Annotated in this window: 9 protein-coding genes and 1 tRNA gene; 4 read left to right on the top strand and 6 right to left on the bottom strand. The window is 70.4% G+C overall.

Annotated features, from left to right (window positions below; translation table 11 throughout):
- Nucleotides 1–68: 68 nt before the first annotated feature.
- Nucleotides 69–1,445, bottom strand: a complete 1,377-nt coding sequence (locus BN39_RS17735) for a hypothetical protein (protein ID WP_040768195.1) — start codon at nt 1,443–1,445, stop codon at nt 69–71.
- A 680-nt stretch (nt 1,446–2,125) separates the two neighbouring features.
- Nucleotides 2,126–2,207 (bottom strand) — tRNA-Leu (locus BN39_RS17730).
- An 86-nt stretch (nt 2,208–2,293) separates the two neighbouring features.
- On the opposite strand from BN39_RS17730, the gene BN39_RS17725 reads away from it, so the two are divergent.
- The gene (locus BN39_RS17725; protein WP_040768194.1) at nt 2,294–2,773 is read left to right on the top strand and encodes a hypothetical protein; all 480 of its coding nucleotides are present in this window, start codon (nt 2,294–2,296) and stop codon (nt 2,771–2,773) included.
- Nucleotides 2,770–3,153 carry a DUF3817 domain-containing protein gene (locus tag BN39_RS17720; protein WP_019203787.1) on the top strand — a complete coding sequence of 128 codons (384 nt, stop codon included), beginning with the start codon at nt 2,770–2,772 and terminating at the stop codon, nt 3,151–3,153. The genes BN39_RS17725 and BN39_RS17720 overlap by 4 nt, the downstream gene beginning before the upstream one ends.
- Before the next feature lie 9 nt (nt 3,154–3,162).
- Here BN39_RS17720 and BN39_RS17715 read toward each other — a convergent pair whose 3' ends face one another.
- From BN39_RS17715 to BN39_RS17705, 3 genes are all read right to left on the bottom strand, one after another.
- The gene (locus tag BN39_RS17715) at nt 3,163–3,933 is read right to left on the bottom strand and encodes an SDR family oxidoreductase (protein ID WP_019203786.1); all 771 of its coding nucleotides are present in this window, start codon (nt 3,931–3,933) and stop codon (nt 3,163–3,165) included.
- A gap of 10 nt (nt 3,934–3,943) precedes the next feature.
- On the bottom strand, nt 3,944–4,531 hold the full coding sequence (locus BN39_RS17710; RefSeq protein ID WP_019203785.1) for a TetR/AcrR family transcriptional regulator: 588 nt from the start codon (nt 4,529–4,531) through the stop codon (nt 3,944–3,946).
- A gap of 106 nt (nt 4,532–4,637) precedes the next feature.
- Entirely contained in the window at nt 4,638–6,413 is a 1,776-nt protein-coding gene (locus BN39_RS17705; RefSeq protein WP_040768627.1) for a long-chain fatty acid--CoA ligase, read from the bottom strand.
- Nucleotides 6,414–6,519: 106 nt separating this feature from the next.
- On the opposite strand from BN39_RS17705, the gene BN39_RS17700 reads away from it, so the two are divergent.
- Nucleotides 6,520–8,328 (top strand): DEAD/DEAH box helicase, encoded by a 1,809-nt coding sequence (locus BN39_RS17700; RefSeq protein WP_019203783.1) that lies wholly within the window; start codon nt 6,520–6,522, stop codon nt 8,326–8,328.
- Nucleotides 8,329–8,435: 107 nt separating this feature from the next.
- Nucleotides 8,436–12,671, top strand: coding sequence for an AAA domain-containing protein (locus BN39_RS24020; RefSeq protein WP_019203782.1), 4,236 nt, complete (start codon nt 8,436–8,438; stop codon nt 12,669–12,671).
- Here BN39_RS24020 and BN39_RS17690 read toward each other — a convergent pair whose 3' ends face one another.
- Entirely contained in the window at nt 12,672–13,496 is an 825-nt protein-coding gene (locus tag BN39_RS17690; RefSeq protein ID WP_040768193.1) for a shikimate 5-dehydrogenase, read from the bottom strand. It lies immediately after the preceding gene.
- Between the last annotated feature and the right edge of the window lie 52 nt (nt 13,497–13,548).

Raw genomic sequence — 13,548 nt, 5'->3', positions numbered from 1 at the left:
CGGTGACCGCCCGAGACGACAGCGGCCGCCGGACTCGTTGAGTCCGGCGGCCGCTGTCGTTCGATCGGTCAGGCGGCCTCGTCGGCGGCGGCGGTGTCGCCGCCCGCCGCGTCCGAGGGCGCCGACGCCGCGTCGTCGGCCTGGGTGGACGGGGCGCTCGACTCGGTCGTGGGCTCCGCGGAGGGCTCGGGGGCCGGGGCGCTCTCCGCCGTCGCCTCTGATTTCGCCGCGCTGTCCGATCCCGACGGCGTGGTCTCGACCGAGGCGGAGGGCGCCTCGAAGTCGGTCCCCTTCGGTCCGACGCTCGCGCTGCCGGTGTCGACGGTGGCGGTGGTCGTCTTCTCGGCGTCGCCGGTGGAGACGCTCGCTGCGGGGCCCTCGACCGACGCCCCGTCGAGCCCGGCGTGCGCCGAACCCGGGTCCACGGAGAAGCTTCCGGAGCTGCTCCCGGACTTCACGTCGCCCGTGACCTCGGGAGCATCGACCGTGACGCCGCCCAGGCCCACGGAGGCCGTGCCGGCCGTGGTCGAGAGTCCGCCGGAGGCGAGCGGGGTCGTGAGGCCGGCGTCCACGGTCGGCGTGGTCAGGACGAGGTTGCCGTCCTTGACCCCCACGCTGCCGGTGGTCAGCGCGAAGGTCGTACCGAGGCCGAAGGCGTCGAGGTTCAGCCCGAAACTGGGGCCGGTCAGGACGAACGTGCCCTCGCCGAACGCCAGGCTGCCGGGGGAGAAGGTGAAGAGCGCGTTCCCGAGCCCGAACGGTGCGGTCGCGGAGATCGACGCGGCCGGCGTGAAGGTGGTGACGCCGTTCTCGCGCGTCGACGCCAGCCAGAAGTCGGTGTCGAGCGCGCTGCCGAACGGCCCTGCGATGCCGGTCTTGTTTCCCACCACGCTGCCGATGTTCGCCTTCGTGAGCACTGACAGGTCGCCCGTGTTCTTGACGGTGAGCATGTTCGACAGGTCGTCGAATGTGAAGAGCAGCCCGCCGTAGAAGTCGTTGTTGATGCTACCGAGTCCGAACGGCGCGGTGATGCCGTTCTGTTGGTGGATGATCTGGCCGATCCACTGGTCTCCCGGGGCGTGAGGTGGGAAGAAGTCGAGGTCGCCGGGCATCGGCTCCGTCATGTACCCCGGTTTCGTCGTCGAGTTGGTCATCGGGAACAGCCCGCCGAGAGGCGAACTGTTCCAGCCCTTCACTCCACCGGCGAGTTGGTCCTGCACGGCCGGGATCAGGATCAGGGGGAGGGCGCCGGGCACCGTCGGGAGGATGCCGATGAGCGTCTGCGGTGACTGCTTGAGGATGTTCGAGATGTCGAGCGGATTCCCGCTGTAATCGGAGTCAGCGGGATCGGCGGCACTGGCGATCCCGGGGGTGCCGGCGGTCAACGCGGCGGTCGCCGCGATGGCGCCGGCGGCGACTGCGGCTCGCCGCTTGGAACGGGTCAACGTAGTAGGGGCTGAATGACGAGCCATGAGTCCTCCGTCTAGAACGAACGATGTGGGGAAGTGCATCCCGCAGACGCAGGCTACTGGCGAGTAGTGCAATTCATGGCGCTTTTCGATTGCGATTCCAGTGCGATGACGGTGCGATAAAAAGGTTCTTCGGATAACGATCCACGAATGGTTACTACGTGGTGCGAATTATCATACATCGGATGTTTACGGACGTTCGCGTCAGTCGGCGGCGTTCGAATTTAGGGATCGCAACGCACAGCAGAAGGTCGCCCGATCTGCTGGTCCCCGCAGTTATCGGGTGGTGAACAATGCGGGGCCGAGGGGAAGGGTGTGCGAACGCAACCATTTTCGCAGGCATCACACTGGGGTTTCGTCCCATGTATCTGGGCTGGACGGCGTGGATTGCGCACGCTTCGGTCGCCGTGAACGTGATCTCGACAATGCGAAGAAACGGAGCGGATCGAACGGCGTATGCAAAGCAACAACCACGAAGGTTGCGATTAGCTGGAGTGGACGCGACCGTGGGTGAGTCGTATCACGACGGACTGTCGGGGGTGGCTGAGGTCGCTTGTGGCTCGAGCCTCTGCGGGCTACGTCGAGGAATATATTATCCCGAGGAACGGACATAAGGGGCGGCGGGGTCGCTAAGGCTTCGACTCGAGGTCGAGAGGTGCGCCCGGGGAGACTTGAACTCCCACACCCTGAGGTACTGGAACCTAAATCCAGCGCGTCTGCCAATTCCGCCACGGGCGCATCCGGCAGCGACGTCCCGCCCGCTGCGGCGCAGGTCACGATACCGCTATTCGGACACCGGCGCCGGGACGGGTACCGTCGGGGGCGTGAAACGCCGTCGCCATCGCCCCGCGCTCATCGCGTTCGTGGTGATCGCCGCGGCAGCGTGCCTGGTGCTCGGCTGGTGGCAGTGGGGCCGCTTCGAATCCAGCTCCGGCACCGCCCGGAACCTGGGCTACGCGATGCAGTGGCCGCTGTTCGCCCTCGCCTTCCTCTGGGCCTACCGCCGGTTCGTCCAGCTGGAGGACGAGGCCGAGCTCCAGGAGGAGCTCGCCGCCGAGGAGGCGGGTGCCGCGGGCTCCGGCGAGCCGGCCGCGAGCGCGCCCGTGGCGGAGGCGCTTCCGGGGCACCGGCCGACGGCACCGTCGGCCGCCGTGACCGCGCTCCCGGAGGGCTTCCTGCCGGCCCGCCCGACGGCACCGTCGGACACCGGCACGGCGCCGGACGACCCGGCGCACGACGAATACAACCGCCTGCTCGCCGATCTCGCGGCGAGCGACCGCACCCCCTCGGAGGAGAAGCAGTGACCGACGCCCCCACGCCGACCGCGCAGCAGTTGGCGGACAAGCGCCGCACCCAGGTCAAGGGCGCCCTCGGCCGCTACCGGTTCATGGCCAACTTCACCGGTGTCTTCCTGCTCATCCTGTGCGCGGAGGTCATCTACAAGTGGGTGGTCGTGAAATTCTGGCTGACCGACCTCACCGTGCCCGGTTGGATGGATGCGATCGGCTTCATCCACGGTTGGGGTTACGTCATCTACCTCGGCCTCGCTGCGGACCTGGGGATCAAGGTGCGATGGCCCGCGAAGCGCTTCGTTCTCACCCTGCTGGCCGGCACGATCCCGTTCGCCTCCTTCTACTTCGAGAAGAAGAACACGGACGAGATCCGCGCCCAGTACGACCTCTGACCGCGGCGGTCAGACGGCCTTGAGCGTGCCGCCGTCGGCGATGTAGTCCACGCCCGTGATGTTCCCGGCCCGGTGTGAGGCGAGGAACGTGATGAGCGCCGCCGTCTCCTCGGGTTCGCTGAGCCTGCCGAGCGCGATGGACATCGCCTCCGGGACGGTGACGAGGAAGTCCTCGACTGTCACGCCCTGCTGCGCCGCGAGTCTCCCCGCGTATCCGTCGGGGTCCGACCAGTTCCCGGTCCGGGTCGGCCCGGGGGACACGGTGAGCGCGCGCAGACCGCGGTCGCCGAACTCCTCGGCGAGCGCCTTGCTCAGGTTGGTCAGCGCCGCCTTCGCCGCGCCGTAGTCGACGGGTTGGTAGGCGGCGCGGGCGCCGATCGACGAGACGGTGATGACCACGCCCTCGCGGTCCAGGAGCGAGGGCAGGAGGGCGCGGGTCACGCCGACCGTCGCGAACAGGTTGAGCTCGAACGTCGCCCGCCAGGTCGCGTCGTCGATGTCGAGGAACCCGGCCGCGTCCATGCTCGCGGGGAGCGCGGCGCCGATGTTGTTGACCAGCACGTCCACCGGGCCCACGCGCTCGGCGAGCCGCGCGGCGGCGTTGGGAGCGGTGAGGTCCAGTTCGACCGACGTCACGCCCGGGACGTCGTCGGGGAACGGCGACCGTGCGACGGCATACACCTGGGCGCCCTCGTGTGCGAGGGCGAGTGCAGTGGCGCGGCCGATGCCCTTGCTGGCGCCGGTCACGACGGCCCTCCGGCCGGCGAGTTCGAGATCCATCTCTGCTCCTTCAGTCGGTTTCGACGGCGCGCATCGCGGCGTCGGTCAGCGCGGCGAGGCGCTCTTCGGACGGGTCGACGCGCGCGAGCACGCGGATGCCGTTCGTCGTGGCGACGAACAGGTTTCCCGCCGCCGCCGGGTCGACGCCGGCGGCGATCTCGCCGGCGCGCCGTCCCTCGTCGACGACCGCGGCGAACGCGGCGGCCTGGCCGTCCAGGATGCGCCGCAGCAGCGCGCGCACGGCGTCGTCGTCCTGGGCGCGCTCGATCGCCGCGTTCGTGACGAGGCATCCGCGCCGCTCGGCGTCGTCGAGGGAGAGGCGCACCACGTGGTTCAGGGCGGCGCGCAACCGCGCTGTGGCCGGCTCCGGTCCCTCGAGGATCGTGAGCACCTGTCGGGACTGCTCCTCGGCGTAGTGCTCGAGTGCGCGCCGGTACAGGTCCGCCTTGGTGTGGAAGGTGTTGTACAGGCTGCTCCGGGAGATTCCCATCGCCGTCTCGAGGTCCGCGGGGGAGGTGCCGGCGTAGCCGTGACTCCAGAAGGACTCCGTCGCGGCGTCCAGGGCGTCGGCGGGATCGAACTTCCGGGGGCGGGCCATGCGGCGACGGTATCAGTTATGTACCTCAAGGTCCATAACTGGATGTGGAGACGAAGGCGCCGGCCCGACCAGCAGGTCGGACCGGCGCCGTTCGCGTTCCGCGGGGTCAGCCGTAGATGGCGGCCACCTGATCGGCGTGCTTGTCCATCACGACGTTCCGCTTCACCTTGAGCGTCGGCGTCAGCTCGCCGCCCTCGATGGTGAAGTCGGTGTCCAGCACGCGCCACTTCTTGATCTGCTCGGCCTTGGACACCAGGGAGTTCGCGGTGGCCACGGCGGAGCTGATCTCGGCCTGCAGCGTCTCGTTCGCCGCGGCGTCCTTGATCGACATCTCCGGCAGGCCGTGCGAGGACAGCCAGCCCGGCAGTGCCTCGGGGTCGAGGGTGATCAGCGCGCCGACGAACGGCTGCTTATCGCCCACGAGCATCGCCTGGGACACCAGCGGGTGCTGGCGCAGCGCGTCCTCGGTCTGCGCCGGCGCCACGTTCTTGCCGGCGGCCGTCACCAGGATCTCCTTCTTGCGGCCGGTGATCGAGAGGTAGCCGTCCGCGTCCAGCGAGCCCAGGTCGCCGGTGTGGAACCAGCCGTCCTGCAGGGCCTCCGCGTTCGCCTCGGGCAGGCCCCAGTAGCCGCCGAACACGACGGGGCCGCGCAGCAGGATCTCGCCGTCGTCCGCGATCGCCACCTCGTTGCCGGGGACCGGGCGGCCGACGGTGCCGATCCGCTGCTCGGTCGGGGTGTTGCAGGTGATGGCCGCGCTGGTCTCGGAGAGGCCGTAGCCCTCGTACACCGTGACGCCGGCGCCGCGGAAGAAGTGGCCGAGCCGGGCGCCCAGGGGCGCGCCGCCGGAGACGGCGCACGTGCAGTTGCCGCCCAGCGCCTCCCGCAGCTTCGAGTAGACGAGCTTGTCGAACAGCGTGTGCTTGAGCTTGAGCACCAGACCGGCGCCGCCGGCGTCCCGGGCCTTGCTGAACTCGATCGCGGTGTCCACGGCGGCGCCGAAGATCTTGCCCTTGCCGCCCTCCTCCGCCTTGGCGCTCATCGTGTTGTAGACCTTCTCGAACACGCGCGGCACGCTGAGGATGTAGGTGGGCTTGAGCTCGCCGAACAGGCCCGTCAGGTTCGACAGGTCCGCCGTGTGCGCCACCCGGATCGAGTGCTGGACGGCCGCCACCGAGATCGCGCGGGCGAAGATGTGCGCCAGCGGCAGGAACATCACCGTGCTGGCGTTCTGCCCGGCCATCTTGTCCAGGCCCTCGTGGATCGCGTCGTACTCGCTGAGCAGGTTGTCGTGGGTGAGCACGACGCCCTTCGGCTTCCCGGTGGTGCCGGAGGTGTAGACGAGCGTCGCCTCCGCCTTGGCGTCGACGGCGGTGGCGCGCGCGAGGTAGTCCTCGCCGGTGACGGCGGCACCCTCCGCGGTGAGCGCGTCGATCAGCCCCTCCTCGATGACCCAGACCTGCGTGCCCGCGGGCACGCCGTCCGCGATCCGGTCGGCGGTCGCGCGGGTGTCGGTGATGAGGGCGATCGACGCGGAATCGGTGAGGATGTGCTCGACCTGCGCCGCCGAGTTCGACTCGTACACCGCCACCGTCGAACCGCCGACGGACCAGTTCGCGTAGTCGAGGAGCGCCCACTCGTAGCGTGTCGGGCTCATGATCGCGATGCGGGTGCCGGCCTCGACGCCGCGCGCGATCAGCCCCTTGCCGGCCGCGGTGATCTGCTCGTTGAACTGGGCGGCCGTGACGGGGGACCAGCCGGAGCCGGAGGGGCGGAGGAACAGTTCCGTCGACGGTGCCGAATCGGCCAGGGTGCGGACCCTGGTGGTCAGGTTGTCGGACGGTGCGTGGGTCCGGGTCGGTTCCGTGGCCTCGATGCGCAAGTTCTTCTCCTGGTGCAGATAGTGGACTGCCCACAACCTATCGGAGGATGTCCGAATCCGATAGTGTTTCGCGTGCGTGGCATAGACCGCATATGCTGGGGAAACAATGTCTGAAGATTTCGGTGCCGAACGCACCGCCCCCGCCGCCGTCACCCCCGACGAGCAGGCCGGTCAAGAGAACCCCGAACCCGTGACCTTCCTCGATCTCGGCATCGACGAGAAGGTGCTGCGCGCCCTCGCCGAGGTGGGCTACGAGAACCCGTCGCCGATCCAGGCCGCGACCATCCCGCCCCTGCTCTCCGGGAGCGACGTGGTGGGCCTCGCGCAGACCGGCACCGGCAAGACCGCCGCATTCGCCGTGCCGGTGCTCTCCAAGATCGACGGGGGCAGCCGCAAGCCGCAGGCCCTCGTCCTCGCGCCCACCCGCGAGCTGGCGTTGCAGGTCTCCGAGGCGTTCGGCAAGTACGCCGTGCACATGCCGAACGTCACCGTGCTGCCGATCTACGGCGGCCAGAGCTACGGCGTCCAGCTGTCCGGGCTGCGCCGCGGCGCGCAGATCATCGTCGGCACGCCGGGCCGCGTCATCGACCACCTGGAGAAGGGCACGCTCGACCTGTCCGAGCTCGAGTTCCTCGTGCTCGACGAGGCGGACGAGATGCTCACCATGGGCTTCCAGGAGGACGTCGAGCGGATCCTCGCCGACACCCCGGAGTTCAAGCAGGTCGCGCTGTTCTCCGCGACGATGCCGCCCGCGATCCGCAAGATCTCCAAGAAGTACCTGCACGATCCGGTCGAGGTCACCGTCAAGGCCAAGACCGCGACCGCCTCGAACATCACGCAGCGCTATCTGCAGGTGGCTCACCAGCGCAAGCTCGACGCCCTCACCCGCCTCCTCGAGGTGGAGGAGTTCGACGGGATGATCATCTTCGTCCGCACGAAGTCGGCCACCGAGGAGCTCGCCGAGAAGCTGCGCGCCCGCGGGCACGCCGCCGCCGCGATCAACGGCGACATCGTGCAGGCGCAGCGCGAGCGCACGATCGGCCAGCTCAAGGACGGCAAGGTCGACATCCTGGTCGCGACCGACGTCGCCGCCCGCGGGCTCGACGTGGAGCGGATCAGCCACGTCGTGAACTACGACATCCCGCACGACACCGAGTCGTACGTGCACCGCATCGGCCGCACGGGCCGCGCCGGCCGCAAGGGCGACGCTCTGCTGTTCGTGACGCCGCGCGAGCGGCACCTGCTGCGCGCCATCGAGAAGGCCACCCGCCAGCCGCTCGCGGAGATCGGCCTGCCCTCGGTCGAGGACGTCAACGCCCACCGGGTCGAGAAGTTCGGCGAGTCCATCACGGAGAACCTCAGCAACGATCACCTGCAGATGTTCCGGCGGCTCATCGAGGACTACGTGGGCGCCAACGACGTGCCGCTCGTGGACGTGGCCGCGGCCCTCGCGCTGCAGTCGCGCGACGGCGCCTCCTTCCTCCTCAAGCCGGATCCGCCGGAGCGCGAGCGCAACAGCCGCGACCGGCGCGACCGCGACGGCAAGGACTTCGGCGACCGCGGCCGGGGCCGGCGCGACCGGGAGGACCGCGAACCGTCGGTGCACCGGAAGACGGGGCGCCCCATGGCGCCGTACCGCATCGCCGTCGGCAAGCGCCAGCGCGCCACCCCGTCGCAGATCGTGGGTGCGATCGCCAACGAGGGCGGTCTCCGGCGCAGCGATTTCGGGCATATCAGCATCCGGCCGGACCACAGCATCGTCGAGCTCCCGGACGATCTGCCCCGCGACGTGTTCGATGCGCTGGAGCGCACCCGGATCTCCGGACAGCTGATCAACCTGGAGCCGGATACCGGTGCGCCCGCGGGACGGCCGTCCAGCGGCAAGCAGCGATTCCGGGCCGGCAGGAAGCGGTGACGAACTGTCGGGGGCCCGCACGCATGCATTAACCTCTAGTCAAGGTGTAGTCCGACCGGTCCGCACCCAGCGTCGGCAGGCGCCGACCCGACAGACTCGAGGAGCACATGACCGCCGCAGGTGAGCAGGGCGAGCCCGTCGACGGGGTCCCCGGCCGTCGCGACCGGGTGGTCCGCCTCCTGCGTTACCTGGACGAGCTGATCCGGTCCCGCTCGGTGCTCGCGCGCGACCTCGACGACCACCTCGCCGTGCTGCCCCTCACCGGCGACGGTGCGCTCACCGAGGACTGGGACGCCGACGCCCGGCCCGGCGCCACGATCTTCACCGTGCCGCGCGATGCGGAGACCGATTCGCCGTACGCCCGGCTGCTGCGCGTCTACGACGAGCTCAACGACCACCCCGAGTCGGTCGAGCTCGTGCTCGCCTCCGGGCTGCTCACCGCCCGCGACGGCGACGTCGGCGTGCGCGCGCACCTGCTCACGCAGCCCGTGCTGCTGGAACGCGACCGTCGCGGTAGGCGGCTGCGGATCGTGCTGCCCCGCGATTCCGTCCCCCGCGTGGAGGATTCGCTGTTGCTGGCGGGCCTGCCGTCGTTCGACCTGTCGGGGTCCGCCGCGCTGCAGTCCGAGCTGCGTGAGACCACTCGGACCGTTCTCGACCCCGCCGCGCGGGAGTTCACCGAGAAATGGCTGGGTTCGACGTCCAGGGACGGGGGAGCGAGCATCGATTTCGCCCCCGCGCTCGTGCTGCGCACCCGCGGATCGGCGCCGCTGCTGAACTTCTACGACGCCATGAAGGCCGACGTCTCCGATCCCGAGCGGCCGGTCCCCGTGGGGCTGGCACAACTGGTGGAGGCCGTGAGCACCGAGGAGCGGCTCAAGCTGCTCGTCGACTCGGGCGCGATCAGCCCCGAGGAACTGCTCGACGAGGCGTACTACGTGCTGCCGTCCAATGTCGAGCAGCGGGACATCCTCGCGCACATGGGTTCCGACACCGGCGTCGTGGTCGAGGGCCCGCCCGGAACGGGCAAGACCCACACCATCGCGAATCTCCTCGCCGCGCTGCTCGCCAAGGGGCAGCGCGTGCTCGTGGTGTCGGAGAAGGCGCAGGCGCTGGCCGTGCTGGAGGAGAAGCTGCCGCCCGAGCTGCGCCAGCTGGTGGTGGCCGTCACCGACGTCACCAAGGACGGATCCGCCTCCCTCGCAGCGTCGGTCACCGAGATCGCCACCCGCAAGTCCACGTACTCCGAGGCACTCGCCGACGCCGAGCTGCGGGACCTGCGCGCCAAGCGCGACCGCGCGATCGCCCGCCGCGAGGATCTGCTCCGCGAGGTGTGGGCGCTGCGGACCGCCGAGACCGAGGAGTCCGACTGGCTCTCGTCCGCGTACTCCGGCAAGCCCGCCGCGATCGTCGCCCGGGTCCGACGGGACGCCGACCGCTACTCCTGGCTGCCGGGCCCCGTCGACGGTGCGGTCCCGCCCCTCGACACCCGCGAGTTCGACCGTCTGCTCGCGCTGTTGCGCCGCAACGACGACGTGTTCTCCCGGCGGCTCGCGCACAGCCTGCCCGACCTGTCGGAGGAGGTGCCCGACGTCGACGAGCTCGAGCGGCTGTGCGCCGTGCTCGTGGACTCGCCGCTCAACGACTCCGCTGTGGCGGGCGGCGCGCTGGCGCACATCCTGGGCGGCATCGACGCCGATCAGCTCTCGGTGATCCGGGCGCGCGCCGACGTGATCAGCGAGCTCGTCGACCGCGTCCGCCGGTTCCCGCCGTCCGCGCAGATCCTCGCGGAGGACATGCTGATCGGCGATCGCGCGCACCTCGCGTCGCGGCTGGTCGGCATGGAGGAGCAGCTCACGCGTGCCCGGGACACCGACGACGCACTCGGCGGCACCGCGGTGGAGCTCAGTGACACCCCCGACGCCAACGATCGTGCCGCGATCGACCAGTACGCGAAGTACCTGGAGGACGGCAACGAGCCGAAGAAGCGTTTCCGCAAGCCGGAGCAGAAGCAGTTCGAGGAGACGGGCCTCGGCATCGTGGTCGACGGCGAGGCGGGCGCCGGCGCGGCGCACCTGCGCGCCGCCGCCGACCACCTCCTGATCGAGGACACCATCGGCCGGATCGGCGATGTGCTGCGGGCCCTCGGACTCGAAGCCCCGCAGACGGATCCGACCGGGGCGGTGGCCTCCCGCAGCCGCTCCGAGCGGCTCAGCCAGGCGGGCGACCAGTTGCTCCGTGCGCGCACCGTGACCCGGCTGGTCACCGAGCGCGACCGCCTCGTCGCGGACATGCAGCGGGTCTCCTCGCAGGCGCCGCGCCCCAAGGACCTCGAGGAGACCGACCGCGTCGCGCGGCAGGTCGTCGCCATCTCGGCTGCGGCCGGGGCGCGGGAAGCCCACAGCCGCCTCGATGCGGTGCGCGTGCGCGTGCAGGAGATCGTCGAACGCGGACCGTCGCCCGAGGGTGACGCGATGGTCGCGGCCCTGCGCCAGTACCGGTTCGGCCCGATCCGCGACGCGCGGCGCGCCTGGGAGAGCGCCCGGTCCGACCGCGACGATCGCGGAGCGCTGGACCTGCTCGCGCTGCGCCTGCGCACCAAGGCGCCGACCCTGTTCGATCAGCTGGCCCGCACCGCCGACGACCCCGCCTGGGACGAGCGGGTGCCCGAGCTGGGCGCCGCCTGGTCCTGGCGCCGCGCCGTCATGTGGGCCGCGGCCCGCGTCCATCCGGACGACGACGCCCAGGTCGAGGCCGATCTGCTCGCCGCGGAGCAGGACGTGGCGCACTACACGACCCGTATCGCCACCGCGAGCGCGTGGCGGCAGTGCCTGCGCCGCATGACCTTCGACGAGATCCAGGCCCTGCACGCGTACCGGGACCACGTCGCCTCCATCGGCCGCGGGTCCGGCCGGCACGCGGAGCGGTTCCGGGTGGCCGCGCGCGAGGCGATGCGGCAGGCCCAGTCCGCGGTACCGGCGTGGATCATGCCGATCTCGCAGGTGGTCGCGTCGATCTCGCCCGAGCCCAACGCCTTCGACGTGGTGATCGTCGACGAGGCGAGCCAGGCCGACATCACCAGCTCGTTCCTGCTGTGGCTCGCGCCGCGGGTGATCGTGGTGGGCGACGAGAACCAGTGTGCGCCCTCGTCGTTCACGGGCGTCAACCTCGACGACGTGTTCGCGCGGCTGGACGCCCAGCTCTCCGACATCCCGCCGTACCTGCGGGACTCGCTGACCCCGCGGTCGAGCCTGTTCACCCTGCTGCGCACCCGGTTCGGGCACACCGTGCGGTTGCGCGAGCATTTCCGCTGCATGCCGGAGATCATCGACTTCAGCTCGCGCCAGTTCTACTCGGACGCGCCGCTGATCCCGGTGCGCCACTACGGTGCCGACCGCCCGACGCCGTTGCACCTGACGCAGGTGCCGCAGGGCCGCGTCGAGGGCGAGGGCGCCCGGATCAGCAACCCGACCGAGGCGCAGGCCATCGTCGACCAGCTGATCCGCTGCTTCAAGGACCCGCTGTACACGGGCCGTACGTTCGGCGTCATCGCACTGCAGGGCCAGGGGCAGGTGGACGAGCTGTACCGCCGACTGCGCGAGTCGATCGATCCCGACGAGTGGGACGCCCGCCGCCTCCGGGTCGGCACCCCGCCCGATTTCCAGGGCGACGAGCGTGACGTGATCATGCTGTCCATGGTGGTCTCGCCCGAGTACCGGTTCCGTGCGCTCACCGGGCGCGACTTCCAGCGCCGGTTCAACGTGGCCGCCTCGCGCGCCCGGGATCAGCTGTGGCTCTTCGCCTCCGTGACCGAGGAGGACCTCAGGCCGAACGACCTCCGCGCCTCGATGCTCCGGTACGTGACCCGCGCCGATGTCGAAGTGGCACAGCCCATGCCGGCCGACGTCCCCACGGACCGCCGGGTCGAGCCCTTCGACAACCTCTTCGAGCAGCAGGTGTTCGTGCGGCTGCGCGACATGGGCTATCACGTCAATCCGAAGGTCGCCGTGAACAACCGCGTCATCGACCTGGTCGTCACCGGCGAGGACGCGCGGCTGGCCGTCGAGTGCGACAGCGCCGATTTCGCGTCCACGCCCGAGCAGGCCCGCTCGGACATCGAGCGCGAGCGGGAACTGCGACGGTGCGGCTGGGAGTTCGTCCGCGTCCGCGAATCCGTGTTCGCCACCGACGCCGACGCCGCGATGTCGGTGGTACTGCGGGCGCTCGACCGCCGCGGCGTCCGCCCGCTCACCCTGCAGCGCTCGCTCACGGTGGGGGAACGCGCCGACGACGGGGACGTCGAGGTCTGGGAACCCGTGGGCCTCGACATCGACACCGAGTGATCAGCTGCGGGAGAACTCCGACGCCCGGCGCACCAGATCGGCGTCGGGCGTGACCCCGGTGTAGAGCGCGAACTGCTCCGCGGCCTGCAGGGCGATGACCTCGGCGCCGGTGATCACCGTGGCGCCCGCGGCCCGCCCCGCTCGCACCAGCGGTGTCTCGGGAGGCATCGCGACGACGTCGAAGACGGTGTCGGCCACCTCGATCAGCGCGGCGGGGAACGACAGGTCGTCGGCGGCGGGCCCGCCCGCCATCCCCACCGGGGTGGCGTTGACGAGGACCCGCGCACCGTCGGGCGCGGCGGTCGAGTGCCGGAAGCCGTACTGCTCGGCGAGGGCCGGTCCCGCCTCGGGATTGCGGGCCACCACGGTCACGTCGGTGCAGCCGTGATCGCGCAGCGCGGCGACGACCGCCTTGGCCATCCCGCCCGAACCGTTCACGGCCACCGGCAGACCCGGGTCCACGGCGTTCGACGCCAGCAGCGACGCCACCGCCGCGTAGTCGGTGTTGTACGCGTGCAGCACCCCGTCGACGTTGACGATCGTGTTGACGGAGTCGATCGCCGCGGCCGACGGCTCCATGACGTCGATCAGTTCGATCACCGCCTCCTTGAAGGGCATGGAGACGGCGCAGCCGCGGATCCCGAGCGCGCGCACGCCCCCGATGGCGGCCGGGAGATCGGTGGTGGTGAAGGCCTTGTACAGGTAGTCCAGGCTCAGTTCGCGGTACAGGAAGTTGTGGAACCGCGTCCCGATGTTGCTGGGGCGCCCGGACAGCGACATGCACAGCACGGTGTCGCGGTTCGGCATGGCGATCGATGCACTCATGGGCACTCACCCTACGGACGGGAACCGCGTCGCGTCCGGCCTGCCGCGAATG

The organism is Tsukamurella sp. 1534 (genome assembly GCF_000312385.1).
GTDB lineage: Bacteria > Actinomycetota > Actinomycetes > Mycobacteriales > Mycobacteriaceae > Tsukamurella.
The sequence above is the reverse complement of the archived record's forward strand: the minus strand, read 5'-3'. Positions and strand labels throughout refer to the sequence as shown.